Annotated in this window: 22 protein-coding genes; 10 read left to right on the top strand and 12 right to left on the bottom strand. The window is 73.2% G+C overall.

What is annotated here, in order from left to right; translation table 11 throughout:
- On the top strand, positions 1-308 hold a 308-nt coding region (locus tag BMW99_RS29915; RefSeq protein WP_245791681.1), incomplete at its 5' end, for a LysR substrate-binding domain-containing protein.
- A gap of 47 nt (positions 309-355) precedes the next feature.
- On the opposite strand, the gene BMW99_RS29910 is transcribed toward BMW99_RS29915, so the two are convergent.
- Positions 356-1,546, bottom strand: coding sequence for a Gfo/Idh/MocA family protein (locus tag BMW99_RS29910; protein WP_075017910.1), 1,191 nt, complete (start codon positions 1,544-1,546; stop codon positions 356-358).
- Positions 1,547-1,787: 241 nt separating this feature from the next.
- Between BMW99_RS29910 and BMW99_RS29905 the strand changes: the two genes are divergently transcribed.
- The gene (locus BMW99_RS29905; protein ID WP_075017909.1) at positions 1,788-2,438 is read left to right on the top strand and encodes a Type 1 glutamine amidotransferase-like domain-containing protein; all 651 of its coding nucleotides are present in this window, start codon (positions 1,788-1,790) and stop codon (positions 2,436-2,438) included.
- Between the two features lie 3 nt (positions 2,439-2,441).
- Here BMW99_RS29905 and BMW99_RS29900 read toward each other — a convergent pair whose 3' ends face one another.
- Positions 2,442-2,885, bottom strand: coding sequence for a DUF6086 family protein (locus BMW99_RS29900; protein WP_075017908.1), 444 nt, complete (start codon positions 2,883-2,885; stop codon positions 2,442-2,444).
- 132 nt (positions 2,886-3,017) lie between these two features.
- On the opposite strand from BMW99_RS29900, the gene BMW99_RS40345 reads away from it, so the two are divergent.
- The gene (locus BMW99_RS40345) at positions 3,018-3,158 is read left to right on the top strand and encodes a hypothetical protein (protein ID WP_407640335.1); all 141 of its coding nucleotides are present in this window, start codon (positions 3,018-3,020) and stop codon (positions 3,156-3,158) included.
- Between the two features lie 153 nt (positions 3,159-3,311).
- On the opposite strand, the gene BMW99_RS29895 is transcribed toward BMW99_RS40345, so the two are convergent.
- A complete protein-coding gene (locus BMW99_RS29895; protein ID WP_075017907.1) occupies positions 3,312-5,282 on the bottom strand; it encodes a discoidin domain-containing protein in 1,971 nt (656 codons plus the stop codon).
- Between the two features lie 194 nt (positions 5,283-5,476).
- Between BMW99_RS29895 and BMW99_RS29890 the strand changes: the two genes are divergently transcribed.
- Positions 5,477-6,505 (top strand): LacI family DNA-binding transcriptional regulator, encoded by a 1,029-nt coding sequence (locus tag BMW99_RS29890; protein ID WP_069464601.1) that lies wholly within the window; start codon positions 5,477-5,479, stop codon positions 6,503-6,505.
- A gap of 59 nt (positions 6,506-6,564) precedes the next feature.
- Here BMW99_RS29890 and BMW99_RS29885 read toward each other — a convergent pair whose 3' ends face one another.
- The 6 genes from BMW99_RS29885 to BMW99_RS29860 form a co-directional block, all read right to left on the bottom strand.
- Positions 6,565-7,116: a sugar O-acetyltransferase gene (locus tag BMW99_RS29885; RefSeq protein ID WP_069464602.1), complete on the bottom strand. Its 552-nt coding sequence runs from the start codon at positions 7,114-7,116 to the stop codon at positions 6,565-6,567.
- Between the two features lie 28 nt (positions 7,117-7,144).
- Positions 7,145-7,540 (bottom strand): DUF427 domain-containing protein, encoded by a 396-nt coding sequence (locus BMW99_RS29880; RefSeq protein ID WP_069464603.1) that lies wholly within the window; start codon positions 7,538-7,540, stop codon positions 7,145-7,147.
- 143 nt (positions 7,541-7,683) lie between these two features.
- Positions 7,684-9,705, bottom strand: coding sequence for an elongation factor G (locus BMW99_RS29875; RefSeq protein WP_069464604.1), 2,022 nt, complete (start codon positions 9,703-9,705; stop codon positions 7,684-7,686).
- Positions 9,706-9,933: 228 nt separating this feature from the next.
- Positions 9,934-10,683 (bottom strand): succinate dehydrogenase/fumarate reductase iron-sulfur subunit, encoded by a 750-nt coding sequence (locus BMW99_RS29870; RefSeq protein ID WP_069464605.1) that lies wholly within the window; start codon positions 10,681-10,683, stop codon positions 9,934-9,936.
- Positions 10,680-12,629, bottom strand: a complete 1,950-nt coding sequence (locus BMW99_RS29865) for a fumarate reductase/succinate dehydrogenase flavoprotein subunit (RefSeq protein ID WP_069464606.1) — start codon at positions 12,627-12,629, stop codon at positions 10,680-10,682. Before BMW99_RS29865 ends, BMW99_RS29870 begins: the two co-directional genes overlap by 4 nt.
- A 21-nt stretch (positions 12,630-12,650) precedes the next feature.
- Positions 12,651-13,355, bottom strand: a complete 705-nt coding sequence (locus BMW99_RS29860) for a succinate dehydrogenase cytochrome b subunit (protein WP_075017906.1) — start codon at positions 13,353-13,355, stop codon at positions 12,651-12,653.
- A 93-nt stretch (positions 13,356-13,448) separates the two neighbouring features.
- On the opposite strand from BMW99_RS29860, the gene BMW99_RS29855 reads away from it, so the two are divergent.
- Positions 13,449-14,375: a LysR family transcriptional regulator gene (locus BMW99_RS29855; RefSeq protein ID WP_075017905.1), complete on the top strand. Its 927-nt coding sequence runs from the start codon at positions 13,449-13,451 to the stop codon at positions 14,373-14,375.
- 24 nt (positions 14,376-14,399) lie between these two features.
- On the opposite strand, the gene BMW99_RS29850 is transcribed toward BMW99_RS29855, so the two are convergent.
- On the bottom strand, positions 14,400-16,037 hold the full coding sequence (locus BMW99_RS29850; protein ID WP_079176230.1) for an MFS transporter: 1,638 nt from the start codon (positions 16,035-16,037) through the stop codon (positions 14,400-14,402).
- A 75-nt stretch (positions 16,038-16,112) separates the two neighbouring features.
- On the opposite strand from BMW99_RS29850, the gene BMW99_RS29845 reads away from it, so the two are divergent.
- Positions 16,113-16,529, top strand: coding sequence for a winged helix-turn-helix transcriptional regulator (locus BMW99_RS29845; protein WP_079176229.1), 417 nt, complete (start codon positions 16,113-16,115; stop codon positions 16,527-16,529).
- A 14-nt stretch (positions 16,530-16,543) separates the two neighbouring features.
- Here BMW99_RS29845 and BMW99_RS29840 read toward each other — a convergent pair whose 3' ends face one another.
- Positions 16,544-16,978 carry a cupin domain-containing protein gene (locus BMW99_RS29840; RefSeq protein WP_075017903.1) on the bottom strand — a complete coding sequence of 145 codons (435 nt, stop codon included), beginning with the start codon at positions 16,976-16,978 and terminating at the stop codon, positions 16,544-16,546.
- A 50-nt stretch (positions 16,979-17,028) separates the two neighbouring features.
- On the opposite strand from BMW99_RS29840, the gene BMW99_RS29835 reads away from it, so the two are divergent.
- Positions 17,029-17,853 (top strand): helix-turn-helix transcriptional regulator, encoded by an 825-nt coding sequence (locus tag BMW99_RS29835; protein WP_069467671.1) that lies wholly within the window; start codon positions 17,029-17,031, stop codon positions 17,851-17,853.
- Positions 17,854-17,907: 54 nt separating this feature from the next.
- Here the strand turns inward: BMW99_RS29835 and BMW99_RS29830 are convergent, their stop codons facing one another.
- Positions 17,908-19,959, bottom strand: coding sequence for a phosphocholine-specific phospholipase C (locus BMW99_RS29830; protein ID WP_075017902.1), 2,052 nt, complete (start codon positions 19,957-19,959; stop codon positions 17,908-17,910).
- Positions 19,960-20,304: 345 nt separating this feature from the next.
- Here BMW99_RS29830 and BMW99_RS29825 point away from each other — a divergent pair, with 345 nt between their 5' ends.
- The 3 genes from BMW99_RS29825 (at position 20,305) to BMW99_RS29815 (ending at position 23,371) form a co-directional block, all read left to right on the top strand.
- Positions 20,305-21,921: a purple acid phosphatase family protein gene (locus BMW99_RS29825; protein ID WP_069464815.1), complete on the top strand. Its 1,617-nt coding sequence runs from the start codon at positions 20,305-20,307 to the stop codon at positions 21,919-21,921.
- 92 nt (positions 21,922-22,013) lie between these two features.
- Positions 22,014-22,634, top strand: a complete 621-nt coding sequence (locus BMW99_RS29820) for a PadR family transcriptional regulator (RefSeq protein WP_069464816.1) — start codon at positions 22,014-22,016, stop codon at positions 22,632-22,634.
- Complete coding sequence (locus BMW99_RS29815) at positions 22,631-23,371, top strand: ABC transporter ATP-binding protein (RefSeq protein ID WP_069464817.1); 741 nt, start codon at positions 22,631-22,633, stop codon at positions 23,369-23,371. Before BMW99_RS29820 ends, BMW99_RS29815 begins: the two co-directional genes overlap by 4 nt.
- Positions 23,372-23,418 lie beyond the last annotated feature (47 nt).

Genomic DNA, 23,418 nt, shown 5'->3' with positions numbered 1-23,418 from the left:
CGCTGTGCCGCCAGGCCGGGTTCAGCCCCCTGGTGGGCTTCGAGGGCGAGGAGGTCGAGACGCTGCGGGGCCTGGTCACGGCGGGGCTCGGCGTCTCCCTCGTGCCGGCCCCGCCGGACACCACGGCGCCGTCACCGGGCTCGGACCTGCCGATCCGCTACCTCCGGGTGACCGACGTGAAGGCGGTCCGCGACATCGGCGTCGCCTGGCTCGCCTCGCGCACCCTGCCCCCGGCCCCGCGGCGCTTCCTCGACCACGTGCTGAGCGAGTCGGGCGCCGCGGAGCGCGTCCCCGCGGGCCGGGCCTGAGACGGCCCGCCCGTTCCCGAGCCCCGTTCCCGAGCCCCGTTCCGGCGTCAGTGGCGGGCCGGCTGGCCCTCCGCGAAGTAGCGCGCCAGCTCGGGGTCCAGGGGCGGCACGTCGCGCGGGGTGCCTCCGTCACGCAGCGACTCGGTCGCCAGGACGCCGGCGGCGACGGCCATGCGCGCCGCGACCGGCGAGGTGTCGGTGCGGCCGCCATGCCGGGCGAACCGCAGGAACTCGTCGACGAGCAGCGGGTCGGCGCCGCCGTGGCCCGCGTCCGACGCGGCCTCGGGCACGCGGTGCACGGCGTCGGCGTCCGCGCGGTGGCCGGAGCGGCGCGCGTTCCAGACCCGCACCTCCGCGCCGGGGCCGTCGCCGGCGTTCTCCAGCCGGCCGGCGTCACCGATCACCGTGTAGTTGCGCCAGTAGTCGGGGGTGAAGTGGCACTGCTGGTAGGCGGCGAGGACGCCGTTGTCGAGCCGCATGTTGACCAGCGAGACGTCCTCGACGTCGATCACCGGGTTGAGGTCGCGCTGCGTGGCGGGCGGCCAGTGGCCGTCGGCGGTGTACCAGTCGTCGGTCTTCGGGGCGCCGGGCGCGCGCCGGTGCGGCAGGTCCCCGTAGACCATCAGGTCGCCGAGCGCCTGCACCCGAGCGGTCCAGCCGCCGGCCAGCCAGTGCAGGACGTCGATGTCGTGTGCCGCCTTCTGCAGCAGCAGCGAGGTGGTGTACCGGGACTCGGCGTGCCAGTCCTTGAAGTAGAAGTCGCCGCCGTAGCCGACGAAGTGACGCACCCACACCGTCTTGACGGTGCCGATGTCCCCGCGAGCGATGATGTCGCGCATCAGCCGGATCACCGGCATGTGGCGCATGTTGTGGCCCACGTAGAGGCGGCTGCCGGTGTCGCGGGCGGTGCGCAGGATCTCGTCGCAGCGTTCGACGGTGATGTCGAGGGGCTTCTCGACGAACACCGCCTTGCCCGCGGCGAGCGCCTGGCAGGTGAGGTCCGCGTGGGTGTGGTCGGGAGTGAGGACGAGGACGGCGTCGACGTCCGGGTCCTCGACGACCGCGCGGTGGTCCGCGGTCACGGACGCGCCGTGGAACGCCTTCGCGGCCTGCCCGCGGCTCCGTTCGTCGGGATCGGCGACCGCGGTGACGCACGCGCCCGCCCCCGGCCGGTGCGCCGTGCGCGCGAGGTTGCCGCGCATGCCGTAGCCGAGGACGCCGAGGCGGAGGTCGTTCATGGTGGCTGTCTTCCTTTGCTGGACGGGGAGTTCGTGGGGGATGGCGGGGCGGAACGAGGGCGCCCGCGGGCCGGCCGGCGGCCCCGGCCAGCAGCGTAGGCCGCGCCACTCCCCCGGTGACCCGACCGGTGGGCGTGGCGCGGACCCGGACGCCGCGAGGAGCACCGGGTTCGCGACGGCCGGTGCGCAGCGGGGCCGCAACCGCGGTGCGCGGCGCGGGCGCTGCCTCTAAGGTCTGCGCATGCGGCTCTACCTGTCCTCGTTCCGGCTCGGCAACCGTCCCGAGCGGCTCCTCGGCCTGCTGCCCGGTGGGCGCGCGGACGGCCCGGTGGCGGTGATCGGCAACGCGCTCGACGCCGAGAGCAGCGAGGTGCGCGCCGCCGGGGTGGAACGGGAGACGGCGGCGCTGCGCGCCCTGGGCCTGGAGCCGGTGGAGGTCGACCTGCGCGACCACGCCGGCGGCCGCGCGCGGGACCTGGCCGGCCTGCTGAGCGGCCACCCCCTGGTCTGGCTGCGCGGCGGCAACGTCTTCATGCTGCGGCAGGCGATGGCCCACAGCGCGGCGGACGCCGCCTTCACCGCACTGCTGGAAAGCGACGCCCTCGTCTACGCCGGCTACAGCGCCGGGGCGTGCGTCCTCGCACCGTCCCTGCGCGGCCTGGAGCACTGCGACGACGCCACGGCCGTCACCCGCGTCTACGGCGAGGAACCGCTCTGGGACGGACTCGGCGTCCTCGACCGCCCGTTCGTCCCGCATCTCGACTCCCCCGGCCACCCGGAGACGGTGCTGCTGGGCGAGGTCTCCCGGGCGTACGGCGCGGCGGGCGTCGACCACCACCGGATGCGCGACGGCGAGGTCCTCGTCGTCAACGGCGGTGACCTCCACCGGTGAGGTTCAGCACGGCATGAACCGGCCCAACTCCCGCACACGGTCACGGAGGGCGGCGGCCCACGCGTCCCCGCCCGCCGGCCCTGGCCCCAGCCCCGCGGAAGCGGGCACCTGGACATCTCTCGGCGCACCGACGTCAGCCGCCTCTCCGGCGGTCAAGTCGACGGCGAGGCCGGCGCGCTCGGCCAGCACGAGCACCGTGGCGACGAATCCGTCCGACAGCGCGACGATCACCTGGTGGCTGATCCTGCGGTGCCGCGCCACCAGGGCGTTGACGAAGAGGGAGAAGGCGGCGACGTCGATCGCGCACTCGTCGGCCCCCATCGGGCCGATGCCCGACGGCAGGCCGAGTTCGGCCTCGAAGACGGCGACCTGATGCCGGAACAGGCGTGAGGCGCCGTTCGACGGGTTCCACAGCGTCCGGTCACCGACGTCGTAGTACTGGCTCATCGCGCTCCTCCCGCCTTCCGAGGCAGGAGCGTACCCAGGGGTGCCGTGGTCGGGCACTCCTGTTTTCCGTGGGCGGCCGGCCCAGCCCGGCGCACACCGTGCCTCCCGGCCGCTGGCCCAGGGTGGCCGGGCATGAACCACACCGAGGACGAGATCACCGCGGAGCTGATGCGCTCGCTGCTGGAGGACCAGCACCCGGACCTGGCCGGCCGGCCCGTGCAGCTGGGCGCCCACGGCTGGGACAACCAGATGTGGCGGCCCTGCGCCGCCTGACCGCCATCCCCGCGGCCCTGACGGCAACGAGCACTGAAGTCCTGCCTGTTGGGCGACGCGCCCCGGCCAGATGAGGTGCGGGCCAGGGGCAGCGGGCGGCCCGGCGGGCCCGGCCCGATGCCCCTGACCCGCTGATACAGCGTCAGCGGCGCGTCAGCGGTAGACGTGGAGGTCCGCCACGCTCCACCAGTTGCCGGCGGTGCCGGTCTGGGTGACGCGCAGGTAGCGCGCCCGGGTGAGCGGCACGTCGACGGTGGTCAACTGGCCGGTACCGGCACCGGCCCGTACGTCCCGCCACGTGGTCCCGTCGTCGCTGACGGACAGCCGCCAACCGCGGGCGTAGTCGCCGAGGTTGTCGCCGCTGTCCACGGTGACCCGCCGGAAGGAGGTGGCGCGGCCCAGGTCCAGCTGCACGTACTGGCCGGGGGTCTGGGCGGCGCCGCTGCTCCAGCGGGTGCTGCCGTCGTCGTCGGCGGCCAGCTGCGGGGAGCCCTGTCCGGCCGGGGACGCGGTGGCGGTGGCGCCGGTGAGCGGGATCTCGTGCAGCCGGCTGGTGAGCACGCCGGACGCGGGCCACGTGAAGGTGGCGAGCGCCCCGCCGGGCAGCGTGTACGGGAAGCTCTGGTCGCCGACGGCGACGGAGAACGACCGCGGATCGTCGTTCTCGTTGTGCACGACGAGCGCCGTGGATCCGTCGGGGTTGGTGAACGCGACGTCGGTGAGCTGGCCGTTCCAGCCGGTCGTGCCGTAGTTGCTGCTGCCGATGCGGACGGCGCCGGGCTTCACGAACTTCGACAGGTGCCCGATCGTGTAGTACTCGGCGTTGGTGGTGACCGTGTGGTCGGGCGCGACCGTCAGGAAGGCCGAGCAGGTGTCGCAGCCGCCGTTGTGCGGACCGCCCTGCGGGTCCAGCGCGAGGTTCCAGTCGGCCACGGACTTGGCCCAGTTGCGGGTGGTGCCCACCGTGATGGTGCGCGCGTGCCAGGTGAGGGTGCCGCGGAAGATCTGCGGCGGCGTGTCGGTGGCGCCGTGCGAGCCGGAGCACTCGGTGAACCAGATGCCCTTGTCCGGGTGCGCGTCGTGCAGCGCGGTCTGGGCGCTGGGGTCGCCGGAGTAGCAGTGGTAGGCGGTGCCGGCGATCCACTTGGCCGCGGGGCTGTCCAGGACCTCGTACGGGTAGTCCGTCTGCGGGTCCTCGCCCAGTTGCTGCGCGGTCTTGATGTCGTCGGGGTGGGTGGTCCAGTTGTGGTCGTACGCCAGGATCCTGGTGTGCGGGCTGGCCTCGCGCAGCAGCGGGCCGAGCGCCTCGATGACCGCGGTCTCCTGCTGGACCGGCAGGTCGGTGCCGGGGTACGCGTTGGGCCTGCGGTTCTGCGGCTCGTTCTGGACGGTCAGGTAGTCGACCGGGACGCCGGCCGCGGCGTAGGCCTGGACGAACTTCACCAGGTAGCGCGCGTACGCCTGGTAGACCTTCGGATCGTCCTTGAGGTGGCCGCCGACGAGCGAGTCGCCGTCCTTCATCCAGGCCGGCGGGCTCCACGGGGTGGCCATGACGGTGAGCTGCGCGTTGAGCTTCTTCGCCTGGCGCAGCAGGGGCAGGATCTGCCGCTGGTCGTGGGCGACGCTGAAGTGCGTGAGTCCGAAGTCGGTCTGCCCCGCGGGCATGTCGTCGTACGTGTAGTGGGTGGGCGAGGCGGTGAAGTCCGAGGACCCGACGGGCTGCCGCAGGAAGCTCACGCCGATGCCCTGCCGCGGGTCGAACAACTGCCGCATGGCCGCGTCCCGGTCGGCGGCGGGCAGCGAACTCAGCACCGCCGCCGAGGAGTCGGTGAGGGCACCGCCGAAGCCGTCGATGCTCTGGTAGCGCCGGCCGGGGTCGACGGTGATCGTGGTCAGGTCGGATCCGCCGGGACGGAACGCGACGGGCGCCTGCGGCTGCAGGTGCTCGGCGCCGTCGGCGGTGGTGACCCACACCGACGCGGCCGGGGCCGTGACGCCGGGTGCCGCGGCCGCGCCCCGGTGGTCGGCGGCCGGAGTCTGGGCGACGGTCGGGACGGCCGGCACGCAGGTCAGGCCGAGGGCTGCGGCGGTGACCGCCGCAGCGGCGAGTGCGCGTCTCCTCATGGTTCTCCTCGCTCGGATCGGTTGCCGATGAAACATGAAACAACCTGTAACGTTTTCTGCAACGTGACTGCGGGAGTCAGACAAGCGGCCTCCGTGCGGCCTGTCAATATCGGGGTCGCCATCCACGACGAAACCCGTGCCATGACAACGGATGGGCCGGTAGGCTGCCGCTATGAAACGGAAGCGTGTAACACGTGGCTAGGCCGGGGAACCGGGCCACCGTGCGCGCCATCGCCGCCGAGGCCGGTGTGTCGATCGCGACCGTGTCGCGGGTGATGAACGGCCACGCCCACGTCGCACCCGACACGCAGGAGCTGGTGCGCAAGGCGGTGGCACGGCTCGGCGCACCGGCCCCCGCCCGGCGCGGGAGCGCGACCGGCGCGATCTACGTGCGCTGCCCGTACGTGCTGACCGACTACTTCGGGGTGATCGTCTCCTCCGTCGCGGAGACCCTGGACCTGTACGGCAGGCGGCTGGTGCTCAGCGCGGGCGACGCCGCGCGCGACCTCCAGGTGCTGGCGGGCCTGCCCGGCGACCCGGGCATCGCCGGCGCCGTGCTGATCGTCCCGCCGGAGCCGGAGCGGGAGTTGGAGGCGCTGCGGTCGCAGGACTTCCCGTTCGTGGTGGTCGACCCGCGCACCCCCCTCCCCCGCGACATCGCGTCGGTGTCCGCCGCGAACCTCACCGCGGCCCGGAGCGTGACCGCGCACCTGGTGGAGCTGGGCCATCGCCGGATCGGGGTGATCGGCGGCCCGGGCGACTGGCTCGCCAGCCGGTCCCGGCTGGCCGGCCACACCTCCGCGCTGGCCGACGTCGGTGTTCTGCCTTCCCCGGAACTGCTGCGCAGCATCGAACCCACGGCGGACTGGGGCTACGGCGCCGCGTGCGAGCTGCTGGACCTGCCCCAACGGCCCACCGCGCTGGTGGCGTTCAACGACAAGGCGGCGGTGGGCGCGTTGCGGGCGGCGTACGAGCGCGGTCTCAGGGTCCCCGAGGACCTGTCGATCACCGGGTTCGACGACATCGATCTGAGCCGCAGCACCGTGCCGCGGCTGACGACGGTCCGCCAACCGCTCGAGGAGATGGGCCGGATGGCGGTGTCGCTGCTGATGCGGCTGCTGGACCGGCACACCGTGGACACCCTGCACGTGGAGCTGGCCACGCAGTTGGTGCTGCGGGGCTCCACCGGTCCCGTGCCGGGCGACGCGTCGCGGGAGGCCTGAACGGCGGCCCGGCCCGGGCCCGCGCGACGGGCCGGCCCGCTCCGGCCGGCCCGTGACGGCTACTCCAGCGTCCGGATCACTCGCGCCGGGTTGCCGACGGCGACGACGCCGGACGGCAGGTCCCTGGTGACGACCGATCCCGCGCCGACGACGGTGCGCGCGCCGATCGTCACGCCCGGGCACACGATGACCCCGCCGCCGAGCCAGACGTTGTCCCCGATGGTGATCGGCAGCGCCTTCTCCCAGCCCTCCCGGCGCCGGGCCGGATCCAGTTCGTGGGTGGGCGTGAGGAGTTGGACGTTGGGGCCGATCTGGACGTCCTCGCCGATGCTGATCGGCCCGGCGTCCAGGAAGACCGCGCCGAAGTTCACGAAGGTCCGCGCGCCGATGCTGATGTAGGTGCCGTAGTCGCACAGGAACGGCGGCCGGATGCGCACGTCCTCACCGACCGCGCCGAGCAGCTCCTTCAGCACGGCGGCGCGCTCGGCGCGGTCCGGCGTCGTGTTGTAGGTCCGGCACAGCTCCTCGCGCCGCACTGTGGCGGCGCCCAGCTCCTCGTCGTCCGCGATGTACCAGTCGCCGGCCAGCATGCGTTCCTTGTTCTCGCCCATGCCTTCAGTCTGGGGCACACGACAGCCCCTAGGCCCGGGGTTCGGGGGCGCCGATCTCGATCTCCACGTGCTGCGGGTAGAAGGCGACGTGCCCGGCGATCACGTCGACGGCGTCGTACGGCTTGTCGTACGTCCAGACCGCGTCGGCGACCTCGCCGGCGGCCCCGGTCAGCGCGTAGTAGGAGGCGTCGCCCTTGTAGGGGCAGTACGTGGAGGTGTCCGTGCGGCGCAGAGCGCTCTCGGCGACGTCGTCGAGCGGGATGTACTGGACGGCCGGGTAGTCGGCCTCGCGCAGGGTCAGGGCGCGTGACGTGTCGGCGACGACGCGGCCCCCGGCCCGCACGACGACCCGCGTTCCGGTGGGCTCGACGGTGATCGGGTGGTCGGGACCCGGTGTCCTGACGGGACGTGCGGTGCGGTCCATGGGTGCTCTCCCCTGGGAATGGTCGGTCGCGGTGCCCGCGGCGGGTCGCGGGGCGGTGCCGCTCTTCAGTGCAGCACACGCGCCGCGCCGTCCATTCCCCTCCCGGGCCCGTGTCCGGCGCGTGTTTCCGCGACGCGCCGGTCTCACGTCCGCGTCCCCAGCCCGGACAGGCGCCGCTGCACCTGAAGGAGGTACTCCTTGCGGTGCAGCGGGTTGTGGTCGGTGCGGGCCCGCTCCGGCGCCGGCCCGCGCACCTCGTCGTAGTGGTCGAACGCCGTCTCCAGGACGCCCTCGCCACCGGTCAGGGTCGGCAGCTGCTGCTCCAGCGCGTGCACCCGCACGGCGGGGACGTCGCCTTCCACGACGTACCCGTCGCCCTGCGGGACCGTGCCGCGCGGCACCGCCCGCAGCCCGGCGAGCCCGGGCAGGACGGTGCCGAGCAGGCCGGCGGGGATGTCCAGCCGGAAGCGGTGCATCGGCTCGTGCACCCGCGTACCCGCCCTGCGCAGTGCGGTCATCAGCACGAGCGGGGTCAGGTTGCGGAAGTCCCCCGACGTGCTCGACATGCTCTTGTCGAACACCGCGTGGGCGTGGCTCTGGCGGGCGTTGTAGCCGGAGTGCGTCATGGTGACGACGCAGTCGGTGACCTGCCATCCGTGCAGTCCCTGCCGGAGGGTCTGCTCGACGGTCTCCTCGACCGCCTTGAAGAACGCGTAGGGCAGCGAGCCGAGTTCGACCTCGCGCCGGAACTCCACGCCGCTGCCCGCGGGCGCGGGCTCCACGCGCAGGCCGATGGTGGCGAGGAACGGGTTGCCGTCCTTCTCCTTGACCTCGACGGCCTCACCGGTGCCGCACGGGCGCTCGATGTGCAGGGTGGTCGTGCCGTGGAAGACTGCGTCCACCCCGAACTCCTCGGCGAGCGTGGCCTGGATGACCTCCTTCTGCACCTCTCCGTAGAGCGACACCGCGATCTCCTGGCGGACCTCGTCCCGGCCCAGGTCGATGAGCGGGTCCTGCTCGGCGAGCAGGGTGAGGGCCGTGTGCAGGGCGCCGCGGTCGGCGGGATCGCGGGCGGCGACGACGGTCTCCAGGGTCGGCGGCGCGAAGTGGTGCTCGTGCGGCGCGTCGCCGGGCGGAACGCCGAGGATGTCGCCGATGCGGACGTCGCCCAGACCCCACACACGGGCGATGCGTCCCGCGGCGACCTCGCCGGACCGTACCTCGGTGCCGTGGTCGAAGACGCCGAGGGCCGTCACCCTGCCCTCTCCGGCCACCCGGCCGGCCCGCAGCACCGGCAGCCGGTCGCGGGTCCTGACCGTGCCCGACACCAGCCGGAGGTAGGTGATCCGCTCCCCCGCCGGGCCGCGTTCCACCTTGAACACGCTGCCCGAGGCCGGTGCGGCGGGGTCACGGCGGGGGGCGGGCAGCAGTTCCCGCAGCCCGCCGATCAGCTCGTCCACCCCGGCGCCGGTGACGGCGGACCCCGCGTACACCGGGTGCACGAGGCAACGCGCGGTCTGCTCGGCGAGCACGGCGCCCAGCCGGTCGCCGCCGACGGAGGCCTCGTCGCGCACCCATGCGGCGAGCAAGGCCTCGTCGCGCTCCGCCAGGACCGCCAGGAGGTCCGTCCGGAAGGAGTCGTCCGCGAGGGAGCGTGCCGCGGTGCGGGCGTCGCGGCCGCCCTGGTGCGTCGCGGTGACCATGGGGACGACGTCCGGCGTGAGCCGGGCCCGGATCCCGTCCAGCGTGCGGTCGAGGCCGGCTCCGCCGCGGTCGAGCTTGTTGACGAAGACGAGGGTGGGGATGCGCAGCCGGCGCAGGGTCCGCAGGAGGATCCGGGTCTGCGGCTGCACGCCCTCCACGGCGGACACGACGAGGACGGCGCCGTCGAGCACGCCGAGCGCCCGCTCCACCTCGGCGATGAAGTCGGGGTGGCCGGGCGTGTCGATGAGGTTGACGGTGCGCCCGCCGAGCGGGAACGAGACGACCGCGGACTTGATGGTGATGCCGCGCCGGCGTTCCAGGGCGAGCGAGTCGGTGGTGGTGCTGCCGTCGTCGACGCTGCCGACGGCGTCGATGACGCCCGCCGTGTGGAGCAGGCGCTCGGTCAGGCTGGTCTTACCGGCGTCGACGTGGGCGAGGATTCCGAGGTTGAGCGAGCGCACGAAGCGTCATGTCCTTCAGAGAGGGGGGTGATTCCTGTCCGGGGGTTCATGACGGTTCCGCGCATGATCAGCGCTCCTCGGTCGGCGGCGGTTCTCCTCGACTACAGCAGAGCCCGCCGCCGCCCGGCAAAGGGATTTCCGCCCGTGCCGGCCGCCGCGCGCCCGCTCCGGGGCCGGAACGGGGCCGGTGGGTACGGCGCCGGGTGGCGCCGGATGGCGCGAGGCCGCTCAGTTCCGGGAGACCTTGCGGTTCGCCCGCAGCCACTCCTTGTTCATCGAGGTGATCGACATCAGCGGGATGCCCTTGGGGCAGGCGGTGGCGCACTCGCCGGTGAGCGTGCAGCCGCCGAACCCCTCGGCGTCCATCTGCGCGACCATGTCCAGCACCCGCGTCTCGCGCTCGGGCGCGCCCTGCGGGAGGACGTTGAGGTGGTTGACCTTGGCCGAGGTGAAGAGCATGGCCGAGCCGTTGGGGCAGGCCGCCACGCACGCGCCGCAGCCGATGCACTCGGCGTGCTCGAAGGCCAGGTCCGCGGCGGCCTTGGGGACCGGTGTGGCGTGGGCCTCGGGCGCGGCGCCGGTCGGCACGCTGACGTAGCCGCCGGCCTGGATGATCCGGTCGAACGCCGAGCGGTCCACCACCAGGTCGCGGACCACGGGGAACGCGGCGGCGCGCCACGGCTCGACGTCGATGGTGTCGCCGTCGCGGAACGACCGCATGTGCAGCTGGCAGGCGGTGGTGCGCTCCCGGCCGTGGGCGTCGCCGTTGATGACCAGGCTGCACGCGCCGCAGATGCCCTCGCGGCAGTCGTGGTCGAACGCGACGGGGTCCGCGCCCTCCAGCGTCAGCCGTTCGTTGAGCGTGTCGAGCATCTCGAGGAACGACATGTCCGGCGAGACGCCGTCCACGTCGTACTCCTCCATGGCGCCGGGCGCCCGGGTGTCTTTCTGGCGCCAGACGCGCAGGGTGAGCTTCATGCGTAGCTCCGCTGGGTGGGGTGGACGTGGTCGAAGACGAGGTCTTCCTTGTGGAGCACGGGCGGCTGGCCGGTGCCGGTGAACTCCCAGGCGGCGGCGTAGGAGAACGCGTCGTCGTCGCGGGCGGCCTCACCGTCGGGGGTCTGGGACTCCTCGCGGAAGTGGCCGCCGCAGGACTCGGCTCGGTGCAGCGCGTCCAGGCACATCAGCTCGGCGAGTTCGAGGTAGTCGACGACGCGGTTGGCGCGTTCCAGGGACTGGTTGAACTCGGCCTCGGTGCCGGGCACCTTGATGCGCCGCCAGAACTCCTCGCGGATCTGCGGGATGCGGTCGAGCGCCTTGCGCAGGCCCTCCTCGTTCCTGGCCATGCCGCAGTACTCCCACATGAGTGCGCCGATCTCGCGGTGGAAGGAGTCGGCGGTGCGGTCGCCGTCCACGCTGACCAGGCGGTGCAGCCGGTCCCCGGTCTCGGCGAGGGCCGCGGTGACCTCCGGGTGGGTGGGGTCGACGGGGTCCTGGTGCGGATGCCGGGCCAGGTAGTCGTTGATGGTGGCCGGCAGCACGAAGTAGCCGTCGGCCAGGCCCTGCATGAGCGCCGAGGCGCCCAGGCGGTTCGCGCCGTGGTCGGAGAAGTTGGCCTCGCCGATCGCGAACAGGCCGGGGACGGTGGTCTGCAGGTCGTAGTCCACCCACAGGCCGCCCATCGTGTAGTGCACCGCGGGGTAGATCCGCATCGGCACCTCGTAGGGGTCCTCGGCGGTGATCCGCTGGTACATCTCGAAGAGGTTGCCGTACTTCTCCTCGACGGCCCTGCGGCCCATGCGCGCGATGGCGTCGGCGAAGTCCAGGTAGACGCCCTGGCCGCCGGGGCCGACGCCGCGGCCCTCGTCGCAGACGTTCTTCGCGGCACGCGAGGCGATGTCGCGGGGCACCAGGTTGCCGAAGGAGGGGTAGATCCGCTCCAGGTAGTAGTCCCGCTCGGCCTCGGGGATGTCGCCGGGCGCGCGGGTGTCGCCCTCGGCCTTCGGCACCCAGATGCGGCCGTCGTTGCGCAGCGACTCGCTCATCAGCGTCAGCTTCGACTGGTGCTCGCCGGTGCGCGGGATGCACGTCGGGTGGATCTGCGTGAAGCACGGGTTGGCGAACTGGGCGCCGCGGCGGTGGGCCCGCCAGATCGCCGTGGCGTTGGAGTTCATCGCGTTGGTCGACAGGTAGAAGACGTTGCCGTAGCCGCCGGAGGCCAGCACGACGGCGTCCGCGAAGTACGTGCCGATCTCGCCGGTGACCAGGTCGCGGGCGACGATCCCGCGGGCCCGGCCGTCCACCACGATCAGGTCGAGCATCTCGGTGCGCGGGTGCATCTCGACGGTGCCGGCCGCGATCTGCCGGGACAGCGCCTGGTAGGCGCCGAGGAGCAGTTGCTGTCCGGTCTGGCCGCGGGCGTAGAAGGTGCGGGAGACCTGCACGCCGCCGAACGAACGCGTGTCGAGCAGGCCGCCGTACTCGCGGGCGAACGGCACGCCCTGCGCCACGCACTGGTCGATGATCTCCACCGAGATCTGTGCCAGGCGGTGGACGTTGGACTCGCGGGCCCGGAAGTCGCCGCCCTTGACGGTGTCGTAGAAAAGGCGCTGGATGGAGTCGCCGTCGTTGCGGTAGTTCTTCGCCGCGTTGATGCCGCCCTGCGCGGCGATCGAGTGGGCCCGCCGCGGGGAGTCCTGGTAGCAGAACTGCACGACGTGGTAGCCCTGTTCGGCCAGCGTCGCGCCGGCGGATCCGCCGGCCAGGCCGGTGCCGACGACGATCACGGTGTGCTTGCGGCGGTTGGCGGGGTTGACGAGCCTGGCGCCGAAGCGGCGTGCGTCCCAGCGCTCGGCGATCGGCCCGTCGGGGGCCTTGGTGTCGGCGAGCGGGGCACCGGTCTCGTACTGCGTGTAGTGGTCCATGTCTCCTCGCTGGCTCACGGCTCAGCTCACGATGCCGGTCATCACACCGACGGGTACGGCGATGAAGCCGGCGGTCAGCACCAGGGCGAGCCCGTTGGCGGTGGCCTTCAGGACGCGGTCGCGGGTCCGGCTGCCGGCGCCGAGGGTCTGGGCGGCGCTCCAGAACCCGTGACGGATGTGCAGGCCGAGGGCGAGCATCGCCACGATGTAGATGACGTCGCCGTACCAGGTGTGGAAGGTGGCGACGACGTTCTCGTAGGGGTGGCCGGGTTCGGCGTTGCGGTTGACGGTGAGCGTGGTCAGGTCCAGCAGGTGCCAGACGATGAAGAGCCCGAGGATCACCCCGCCCCACCGCATGGTGCGGGTCGCGTAGCTGGCCCTGGCCTTGCGGTGGGCGTATCCGACCGGGCGGGCCCGCAGGTCGCGGCGGCTGAGCTGGTAGGCGCACACCGCGTGCGCGATCACGGCCACCACCAGCCCGGTGCGGATGATCCACAGCGCCCACTCGTAGTGCAGGAACGGCTCCCCGACCGTGCGCAGCCAGTGGGCGTAGCCGTTGAACGTGCCGGGGCCGAAGAAGATCTTCAGGTTGCCGAACATGTGGACGACGAGGAACGACAGCATCACCAGGCCGCTGACCGCCATGATCGTCTTCTTGCCGAGGGTGGAGTCCCAGACGGTCCGCACCACCGTGGGGCGCCGGTCCGGGCGCGTTGCCAGTGCCATGCACACGACCGTAGGACCAGACCCGTCCAGTGGTCCAAGACATGATCAGGCTCGACTCGATAGCTCTCGCCTATGGAGCGGTAGGGTGGGGACGTGCAGTTCCAGCAGCTTGCCTACTTCGTCGCCGTGGCCGACGCCCGGCACTTCACCCGTGCCGCCGAGGCGGTGCACGTCTCTCAGCCGTCGCTCTCGCAGCAGATCAGGACGCTGGAGAACGAGCTGGGCGCGCCGCTGTTCAGCCGCGCGCGGGGCAACATCACGCTCACCGACGCCGGCGAGGCGCTGCTGCCGCTGGCCCGGCGGATCCTCGCGGACGCCGACACCGCGCGCCACGAGGTGATGGAACTGGCGCAGCTGCGCCGCGGCCGGGTCCGGCTGGGCGCGCCGCCGAGCCTGTGCACCGGCCTGCTGCCGGACGTGCTGCGCGAGTTCCACGACCGCCACCCGGGCATCCAGCTGCTGGTCGAGGAGGGCGGCTCGCACGACCTCGTCCGCGAGCTGGCCCGCGGCTCGCTGGACCTGGCGCTGGTCGTGCTGCCGCTGCCCACGCCCTCCCCCGCGCTGACCACGGTCGAGCTGTTCCAGGAGGACCTGGTGGTGGTCTCGTCCGTCGACGCCGAGGTGCCGCCCACGCCGCTGCGGATCAGCGACCTGGCGGGGCGCCCGATGGTGATGTTCCGGCACGGCTACGACCTGCGGGACCTGACGCTGGCCGCGTGCCGCGCGGCGGGCTTCGAGCCGTACTTCACCGTCGAGGGCGGCGAGATGGACGCGGTGCTCGGCTTCGTGCGGGCGGGCCTGGGCCTCGGCGTGGTGCCGACGATGGTCGCCGCGCGGGCCGGCGGCGAACTGCGGGTGACCCCGCTGGCCCGCCCCGGCCTGCGCCGGACCGTCGCCCTCGCCCACCGCAGCGACGTCGCCCCGCCCCGCGCCGCCCGCGTCCTCCAGGACGTGCTGATGACGGCGGCCCGCCGGGCCGTCACCAGCGACGGCTTCCGCCCCGCGGGCCCCGTCACCTGACTCCGCCCGGCGCGGGGCCGGCCGTCACCCGGAGGCCGCGCCGGTGGCGAGCCCGCCGCCCGCGCCGGAAGTGGCGCCCGCGCCCGGGCGGGCGTCCTCACCAGGTGCGGGGTCCTCGTCCGATGCGGCGCCCTCATCCGTCGCGGGTTCCGCGCCCGATGCGGCGTCCGCGCCCGGTGCCGGGTCCGCGGGAGGTTCCGCGGCGGACGCGGGGCGCATCGTGGGGAGGAGCAGCGCCGCCAGCAGGAGGCCGGCGAAGGCGAAGCAGGCCGCCGCGAAGAAGGCGTGGTGGAAGCCGGAGGCGCGGGCCGCGCGCAGTGCGGCCGGGGCCGGGTGCGGTCCTGCGGTGGCCAGCGCGTCGCCGATCCGGGTGAGGGCGAGGGTGGAGACCACCGCGACGCCGAGCGCGCCGCCCGCCTCCTGGCTGGTGTTGATCAGCCCGGCGGCGACGCCCGCCTCGCGTGCCGGCACCCCGAACGCCGCGGCGATCTGCAGCGGCACGAAGGAGATCCCCAGGCCCACCCCGACCATCACGAAGGGCGGCAGCAGACCGTCCGCGTAGCCAGCGTCGACCGGCAGCCGGGCGAGCAGCAACAGGCCGCCGACGGCCATCGCCAGGCCCGCCAGGAGCACCGGCTTGGCCGGGACGCGGGTGATCAGCCCCGACGCGACGCCGGCGCCGATCCCCACGGACACGGCCAGCGGCACGTACGCCAGGCCGGTCCGCAGGGCGTCGTACCCGAGCACCTGCTGCATGGTGAGGCTGGCGTAGAAGAACAGCGTGACCATCGCGCCGAAGGCGAGGACGGCGGTGGCGTTCGCGGTCCGCAGGGCGGGCAGCGCCAGCATCCGCAGCGGCAGCAGGGGCGCCGGGGACCGCAGTTCGACCACCACGAACGCGCCGAGCAGGGCCACCGCGCCGGCCAGCCCGCCGATCGTCCTGGCACTCCCCCAGCCCGCGGTGACGGCTGCGTCGAGGGTGTGGATGAGCAGCAGCAGGCCCGCGGTCAGGGTGACGGCGCCCGCGGTGTCGAAGCGCCGCTCCCGCCCGGCGCCCCGGCTCTCCGGCAGCACCAGAGGTGCGAGCGCCACGGCGACCACGGCGACGGGCACGTTGAGGAGGAACACCCAGCGCCAGCCGGGGCCTTGGGTGAGCAGGCCGCCGAGGACGACGCCGAGGACGGACGCGATGCCGGCCAGGCCGCCCCAGATCCCCAGCGCCTTGGTACGTGCGGCCGGCTCGGTGAAGGTCGTGGTCAGGGTGGACAGCGCGGCGGGCGCGGTCAGCGCCGCGCCCAGGCCCTGCACGGCCCGGCAGGCGATGAGCAGTCCCGCGGCGTGCGAGAGCCCGGCGGCCAGCGACGCGGCCCCGAACAGCACCATGCCGGTCTGCAGCAGGCGGCGGCGCCCGAGGACGTCGGCGAGCCGGCCGCCGAGCATCAGGAAGCCGCCGAGCACGGTGCCGTAGGCGGTGACGACGAACTGGAGGTCGCCGTCGCGCATGTGGAGGCTCGCCTGGATCGAGGGCAGGGCGACGTTCACGATCGTCACGTCGAGGTAGACCATCGACTGGACGACGCACAGGAAGGCCAGGATCAGGCCCGGTCCGGCGGCCGGGCGACGGGGCGAACGGCCCCGGAGTGAATCTGCGACTGAGGTCATGCCGCCGACGCTAACGGCCTGGATATAGTAGGTACCTAGAAGATAGTGACGCACCGGAAGGTAGGGGAGGCGGTCATGGGGAGCACCACGACGGCGAGTTCGGCCACCGCACGCCGGTCGGCCACGGCGGCGGTCGTGCCCGTGGAGTGCACCGTGACGCCGTTGCTGGACGTGGCGTTCAGCCGCTGGACCACTCCGGTGCTGTGGACGCTCAACGAGTTCGGCCGGCAGCGGTTCGTGGAGCTGGAGCGCCGACTGGGCGGCATCACCCCCAAGGTGCTCACCCAGCGCCTGCGCCAACTCGAGCGCGACGGCCTGGTGATCCGCACCTATCACCCGGAGGTGCCGCCCCGCGTCGAGTACGAGATCAGCGAACTCGGCCGCACCCTGGGGCCGTTGTTCGCGACCATGGCGGCCTGGGCGCAGGAGCACATCGGCGAGGTCGAGGCCGCCCGCGTGGTCTACGACGAGGACGGGCGTCCGGGCCCGTGAGGCGCCCCGGGCCGTCAGGCCCGCCCAGGCCCCTCCGCCCCCTCCGCCCCTTCTTCCAAGGCCACGGGTTCCTTGGTGCGCGGGCCGCCGACGTTCCCGGTGTTCCGGGTACCGGCCGGCTCCAGCAGCACGACCGCGGCCTCCTCCTCGGCGCGCGGGCAGTGCTCCACCCCCTTGGGCACCACGTAGAGGTCGCCCGGGCCCAGTTCCACGTCACCGCCGCGCAACTGGATCGTCAGCCGGCCGGACACGACGAGGAACAGCTCGTCGGTGTCGTCGTGCCGGTGCCAGACGAACTCGCCCTGCAGCTTGGCGACCTTGACCTCGTAGTCGTTGAGACGGGCGATCCTGCGCGGCGCCCACTGGTCGGTGAACCGTGCGAAGCACGCGGCGAGGCTGACGGCACCGGCGGAGGCGGCGGGGTGCCCGGCGTTCGGGGAGTCGGTCATGCGTCCGATCGTGCCCTGGACCGCGCGGGCCCGTCTTGTACATTCCTGACGTGAAGGCTTCACGTCCCGGGACCCACGAGGTGCACGCCTGGCAGCCGGCCGTGGCGGGGATCACCGAGGTGCTGCACGCCCGCTTCACCGACCACGCCTATCCGCGGCACACCCACGAGACGTGGGACCTCATGATCCTCGACGACGGCGCGGTGGACTTCGCCCTGGACCGGCGCCGCCACGGCACGTCGGACGCGAGCCGGGTGGTGCTGCTGCCGCCCGGGGTCCCGCACGACGGGCGGACGGTCAACCCGGGAGGCTTCCGCAAGCGGGTGCTGTACCTGACCACCGACGTGCTGCCGGAGCGGCTGGCCGGGCCCGCGGTCGACGGACCCCTGCTGGGCGACGCGCTGCTGCGCCGACGGGTCCACCAGCTGCACGCCGCGCTGGAGTTCGACGACGACGTGCTGGAGGCGCAGTCACGGCTGGCGTTCGTGCGCGAGCGGCTGCTGGTGCGCCTGGACGCCTACCGCGTGCGGCGGCCCGGACGCGAGTCGGACCGGCTCGCGGAGCGCTTGCGGGAACTGCTGGATGCCCGGGTGCGCGGCGGCATCACACTGGACGAGGCCACCGGCCTGCTGCACGCCCATCCCACTCATCTGATCCGCTCGTTCAGCCAGGCCTACGGGCTGCCGCCGCACACCTACCTCACCGGGCGGCGGATCGACCAGGCGCGGCGGCTGCTGCTCGCCGGCGAGCGGCCGGCCGACGTGGCGGCCGCGGTCGGCTTCTACGACCAGGCGCACCTGAGCCGCCACTTCACCCGCCATCTCGGCGTGCCGCCGGCCCGCTACGCCAGGACGGCGCGCGACCGCGCGCGGTGAGCCCTTCCGGACCCACCCCGCGGCGGCCGCGCGCCGCCTTCCGTCCCGCGGTGCTCAGCCGGTGATGATCGCCGGGTCGCTGACGCCGGGCCGGCCGTTCTCCACGTGGCCCGCGAAGCGGCGCGCGAAGGCCGGGTCGTGGTCGGAGGTGACGGTCAGGTCGTACCAGCGGTCGCTGTGCGCGAGATCCACGGTGTGGCTGCCGCGCCGCCCGGCGCGGACCGCGAACGTCTCCTGGTGGCCGTCGTAGGCGCTGCGGACGGTCAGCCGCACGTCCTGGTGGCCGGCGTTGACCAGGGTCAGCTCGAGCCGGCCGGACCCGTCGTGGCGGGCGGTCACCTCCGGGCCCGCCTTGGCGGCGGTTCCGGCGAAGGCGCGCACGAAGCCGTTCGGGCCGTGCACGGTCAGGTCGTAGGCGCCGCCGGACGACGCGGTGTCCCAGCTGCCGGAGATCTTCCTGCCGGCCTCGGTGGTGTACGTCCAGGGGCCGTCGGTGCGGTGGCCCGCGGTGACGTGGAAGGCGGCACCGGCGCCGACCCCGCCGCCGAAGGTGAGGGTGACGGTGCCGGCCGTGGCACTGACGGCCGCGTCGGTGAGCGGGGCGTAGCGCAGCGGGCGGGTGGGCCGGGAGCCCTTCTCCTGCCGGGGCAGGACCGGCTGGGCCGGGGGCACGGGCACGTAGCTGTCGTGCCGCTTGTCGTCGGTGGGCCGGTAGCCGTCGGTGCCGGGCAGGCGGGCCGGCTTGTCGTGCTGGAGGCCGAAGTCGAAGGCGGAGGTCAGGTCGCCGCAGACCGCGCGGCGCCACTCGGAGATGTTGGGCTCGCGCACCCCGAACCGGCGTTCCATGAAGCGCAGGATCGAGGTGTGGTCGAAGGTCTCCGAGCACACGAAACCACCGGTGCTCCACGGGGAGACGACGATCATCGGCACGCGCTGGCCGAGGCCGTAGGGGCCGGCGGCGTAGGTGGAGTTGCCGGCGAACAGCTCGCCGTCGGTGCTCACCGTCGAGGCCCCGCGGCCGGCGGCGGGCGCGAACGGCGGCACGACGTGGTCGAAGTAGCCGTCGTTCTCGTCGTAGGTCAGGAACAGCGCGGTCCTGCTCCACACGTCCGGGTTCGAGGTGAGCGCGTCGAGCACCTGCGAGACGTACCAGGCGCCGTAGTTCGCGGGCCAGTTGGGGTGCTCGGAGAACGCCTCGGGGGCGGCGATCCAGGAGATCTGCGGCAGCTTCCCGGCCTTGACGTCGGCGCGCAGCTCGTCGAAGAAGCCGTCGCCGGCCGCGGCGTTCGTGCCGGTGCGGGCCTTCTCGTAGAGGGCGTCGCCGGGCTTGGCGTTGCGGTAGTTGTCGAAGTACAGCAGCGAGTTGTCGCCGTAGTTGCCGCGGTAGGCGTCCTCGATCCAGCCCCAGGAGTGCGGGCCGTCCAGGCCGTCGCCGATGTCCTGGTAGACCTTCCAGGTCACGCCCGCCTGCTCCAGGCGCTCGGGATACGTCGTCCAGGCGTAGCCGGCCTCGTCGTTGCCGAGGACCGGGCCCTTGCCCTTGCCGTCGTTGCCGGTGTACCCGGTCCACATGTAGTAGCGGTTGGGGTCGGTGGCACCGATGAACGAGCAGTGGTACGCGTCGCAGATGGTGAAGGCGTCGGCGAGCGCGTAGTGGAACGGGATGTCGTCGCGCGTCAGGTGGGCCATCGTGCCGGTGCCCTTGGCGGGGATCCAGCGGTCGTACTTGCCGCCGTTGAAGGCCTGGTGGCCGCCGATCCAGTCGTGGTTGAGGCCCTCGATGAACTGCATGCCGAGGTCCTCGGCGTCCGGGTGGTAGGGCAGCACGTCCTTGGTGCCGTCGCTCTGGTGCCACACGGACTTGCCCGACTCCAGCGTCACCGGGCGCGGGTCGCCGAAGCCCCGCACCCCGCGCAGGGAGCCGAAGTAGTGGTCGAACGACCGGTTCTCCTGCATCAGGACCACGATGTGGTCGACGTCCTTGAGCGAACCGGTGCGGCGGCTGGCCGGGATGGCGGCGGCGCGGGCGATGCTCTGGGACAGGGCCGAGAAGCCCGCGGTGGCGCCCGCGATCTGGAGGAATCGCCGCCGGTTGAGTTCGGACATGTCTGACCAGCCTCTTCGCTTGGTGGGAACGGTGAGTCGGTGGTCCCCACAGCAGCGACAGCAGGCGACCGCCCGGTGTCGGCCGCGTGACCGCCGGCGGTACGCGGCACGAACAGCCTCGGCCCGCACCGCGCGTCCGCCGAACGGGCGCCACGGACACCGGAGTCGAGGGTCCGTGCGGGGCACGCTGACGGCCGGTGCCCCCGCGGCACGGCGGCGGCCCGCACGCCGACTCATCGGCTCCCGATGCCGGACGGTCAGGCGGCGTTCAACTGGGCGTCGCCGACGGGCGGGAGTCTTCACGGGTTCTCACGCCCTGCACCGCCCTTGCACCAAGGAGCAGCGATGGTCGCACAGATGGACACCCCTGAGCAGTCCGGCAGCCGGCAGACGGCAGACGGCCTGAGCCGCCGCACGGCCGTCGGCCTGCTCGGCACCGCCGGCGTGGGCGCGGTCGCCGCGCCGCTGCTGACGGCCGGCACCGCCGCCGCGCAGCCGGCCCCCGCCGCGCCCGCCTTCATCCCCTCGCCCGACACCGGGGGCGCGCCTCCGGTGCAGGGCCTGCACCTGACGTTCGGCAAGGACCCGGCCACCCAGATGGTGGTGTCCTGGATCACCGACGGCCCGGTCAAGCGCCCCCGGGTCATGTACGGCACGCTCGGCCACGGCCTCGGCTCGTCCGCCCAGGCGCAGACCCGGACGTACTCGGACGGCAAGTCCGGCCGCACCGTCTACGTGCACCACGCCCCGCTGAACCGCCTCGCGCCCGGCACCGACTACCTGTACCTGGTGGCCCACGACGGCGCGACGCCGGACAGCGGCACCTTCAGGACCGCGCCGCGCGGCCGGCAGCCGCTGACGTTCACCAGCTTCGGCGACCAGTCCGCGCCGCAGGTGACCTGGACCTCCACCGGCACGGTGGGACTGGACGCCAACTCCACCCCGGCCACCAAGGACATCGTCACCGGGGTCGAGCAGGTCGCGCCGCTGTTCCACCTGCTCAACGGCGACCTGTGCTACGCCAACCTGGACGTCGACCGGGTGCGGACCTGGAACAACTTCTTCACCAACAACACCCGTTCGGCGCGCTTCCGCCCGTGGATGCCGGCCGCCGGCAACCACGAGATCGAGAGCGGCAACGGCCCGATCGGCCTGGGCGCCTACCAGACGTACTTCGCGCTGCCGTCGACCGAGACGGACGACGAACTCGCGGGCCTGTGGTACGCGTTCACCGCCGGCTCGGTGCGCGTGATCGTGCTGCAGAACGACGACAACGCCCTGCAGGACGGCGGCGACGTCTACATCAGCGGCTACTCGGGCGGCCGCCAGCTGGCCTTCCTGGAGCGGGAGCTGAAGGCCGCACGCGCGGACCGCGACGTCGACTGGGTGGTCGTCGCCATGCACCAGGTGATGATCTCCTCCTCCGACGCCAACGGCGCCGACCTGGGCCTGCGGGCCAAGTACGGCCCGCTGTTCGACCGTTACGGCGTGGACCTGGTGGTCTGCGGCCACGAGCACAACTACGAGCGGTCCCTGGCCGTGCGGGGCGTGGTCAGCGGCAGCGAGACCCTCACGCCCAACCCGGCGTCCACCCGCACGGACGACATCGACACCGGCCTCGGCACGGTGCACATGGTGCTCGGCGGGGGCGGCGTCTCGGGCACGACCAACCAGGCGTTCTTCAAGGACGGCAGCGCCAAGGTCATCACGGCGGTGTCGGCCACGCCCGGCTCCAACGGCAAGCGCACCTCGACCTACGTCAAGGAGCAGGCGGTGTGGACGGGCGTGCGCGACCTCGACCACCCGTACGGCTTCGCGGCGTTCACCGTCGACCCCGGCCGTTTCCCCGGCGACACCACCCGCATGCACGTCACCTACTACAACGTGAACAAGCCCGACGGCGACCTCAGCGTCTTCGAGCAGTTCACGCTGCACCGCAAGCGGTCCGACGGCCGCGGCTGACACAACTCCCCCGGAGAAGTTTCGGGTTCAGGGGTTCCCGGTTTATGTATACCGAGTATTGTACCCGGTATACATAAACCGGGGAGGTTCCCATGAGCGTGCGCCACGCCCTGCTGGCCCTGCTGAGCGAGGGCCCGAAGTACGGCCTACAGCTCCGCCAGGAGTTCGAGGCGAGAACCGGCGAGGTCTGGCCGCTGAACGTCGGCCAGGTGTACTCCACCGTGCAGCGCCTGGAGCGCGACGGCCTCGCCGAGTCCGATCCCGGCGACGCGGCCCAGCCCGGCCCGCAGCGCCGCTACCGCATCACGACCGCGGGCGGTGCCGAACTCACCGCATGGCTGCACACCCCGCCCGGCACCGACGCGCCGCCCCGCGACGAACTGCTGATCAAGGTGCTGGTCGCGCTGCGGCTGCCGGAGGTCGACGTGCCCGAACTGCTGCAGGCGCACCGCCGTCACACGATCATGCAGATGCAGCAGTACACCCGTCTCAAGGAGCACGCCGGGGACGACGTGTCGCTGCTCCTCGTGGCGGACGCCCAGCTGTTCCGCCTGGAGTCGCTGGTGCGCTGGCTGGACGTGGCCCAGGCCCGGCTGCGCGACCACGTGCCGCCCGCCCCGGCCGCCGGGGCCGGCACGACCGGCGGCAGCGCATCGCCGGACGACCGTTCCGGGTCGGCTGCGCCGGCTGCGTTCGGGCGGGCGGAGCGGTGACCGGCGTGCCGCCCCTGGAACTGCGGGGCGTCTCCAGGACCTACGGCGAGGGCGCGGCCGCGGTCCACGCGCTCACCGACGTCGACCTGACCGTCTCCGCGGGCGAGTTGGTGGCGGTCATGGGTCCCAGCGGCTCGGGCAAGTCCACCCTGCTGACGATCGCGGGCAGCCTGGAGGAGCCCACGACGGGCGACGTGCTCATCGAGGGCACGCCGCTGTCCGGACTCCGCCGCAACGACCGCGCCCGGCTGCGCCGCCGCCACATCGGCTACGTCTTCCAGGACTTCAACCTGCTGGCCGGGCTCACGGCGGTCGAGAACATCACCATGCCGCTGGAGCTGGACGGCGTGCGGACCCGGCAGGCCCGGGCCGCGGGCCTCAAGGCCCTGGAGGACCTGGGCCTCGCGGACCGCGCCGACGCGTTCCCCGACGAGCTCTCCGGCGGCCAGCGGCAGCGCATCGCACTGGCCCGGGCGCTGGTGGGCGAACGGCGCCTGCTGCTCGCCGACGAGCCGACCGGCGCCCTCGACTCGCACAGCGGCGAGGGCGTGATGCGGCTGATCCGGTCCGCCTGCCGGTCCGGCGCGGCGGCGGTGCTCGTCACGCACGACGCGCAACTCGCCTCCTGGGCCGACCGCGTGGTCTTCGTCCGCGACGGCCGCGTCGTGGACAGCACCCCGCCGCCGCCCGGTCCCGAGTCGCTGCTGCCCGGCGCCACCGGTAGGGAGGCACGATGACCAGGCGCGGAACACGCCCCCTGCGCAACGTGCCGGGCACCGGCCCG

Source organism: Actinacidiphila rubida, from assembly GCF_900110255.1.
GTDB lineage: Bacteria > Actinomycetota > Actinomycetes > Streptomycetales > Streptomycetaceae > Actinacidiphila > Actinacidiphila rubida.
This window is presented reverse-complemented; position numbering and strand designations above follow the sequence as displayed.

What these genes read in the sequence shown, in the direction of transcription:
- BMW99_RS29910 (WP_075017910.1), bottom strand. Translation starts at nt 1,546, where the DNA reads ATGAACGACCTCCGCCTCGGCGTCCTCGGCTACGGCATGCGCGGCAAC.
- BMW99_RS29905 (WP_075017909.1), top strand. Translation starts at nt 1,788, where the DNA reads ATGCGGCTCTACCTGTCCTCGTTCCGGCTCGGCAACCGTCCCGAGCGG.
- BMW99_RS29900 (WP_075017908.1), bottom strand. Translation starts at nt 2,885, where the DNA reads ATGAGCCAGTACTACGACGTCGGTGACCGGACGCTGTGGAACCCGTCG.
- BMW99_RS40345 (WP_407640335.1), top strand. Translation starts at nt 3,018, where the DNA reads ATGAACCACACCGAGGACGAGATCACCGCGGAGCTGATGCGCTCGCTG.
- BMW99_RS29895 (WP_075017907.1), bottom strand. Translation starts at nt 5,282, where the DNA reads ATGAGGAGACGCGCACTCGCCGCTGCGGCGGTCACCGCCGCAGCCCTC.
- BMW99_RS29885 (WP_069464602.1), bottom strand. Translation starts at nt 7,116, where the DNA reads ATGGGCGAGAACAAGGAACGCATGCTGGCCGGCGACTGGTACATCGCG.
- BMW99_RS29880 (WP_069464603.1), bottom strand. Translation starts at nt 7,540, where the DNA reads ATGGACCGCACCGCACGTCCCGTCAGGACACCGGGTCCCGACCACCCG.
- BMW99_RS29870 (WP_069464605.1), bottom strand. Translation starts at nt 10,683, where the DNA reads ATGAAGCTCACCCTGCGCGTCTGGCGCCAGAAAGACACCCGGGCGCCC.
- BMW99_RS29865 (WP_069464606.1), bottom strand. Translation starts at nt 12,629, where the DNA reads ATGGACCACTACACGCAGTACGAGACCGGTGCCCCGCTCGCCGACACC.
- BMW99_RS29860 (WP_075017906.1), bottom strand. Translation starts at nt 13,355, where the DNA reads ATGGCACTGGCAACGCGCCCGGACCGGCGCCCCACGGTGGTGCGGACC.
- BMW99_RS29850 (WP_079176230.1), bottom strand. Translation starts at nt 16,037, where the DNA reads ATGACCTCAGTCGCAGATTCACTCCGGGGCCGTTCGCCCCGTCGCCCG.
- BMW99_RS29845 (WP_079176229.1), top strand. Translation starts at nt 16,113, where the DNA reads ATGGGGAGCACCACGACGGCGAGTTCGGCCACCGCACGCCGGTCGGCC.
- BMW99_RS29840 (WP_075017903.1), bottom strand. Translation starts at nt 16,978, where the DNA reads ATGACCGACTCCCCGAACGCCGGGCACCCCGCCGCCTCCGCCGGTGCC.
- BMW99_RS29830 (WP_075017902.1), bottom strand. Translation starts at nt 19,959, where the DNA reads ATGTCCGAACTCAACCGGCGGCGATTCCTCCAGATCGCGGGCGCCACC.
- BMW99_RS29825 (WP_069464815.1), top strand. Translation starts at nt 20,305, where the DNA reads ATGGTCGCACAGATGGACACCCCTGAGCAGTCCGGCAGCCGGCAGACG.
- BMW99_RS29820 (WP_069464816.1), top strand. Translation starts at nt 22,014, where the DNA reads ATGAGCGTGCGCCACGCCCTGCTGGCCCTGCTGAGCGAGGGCCCGAAG.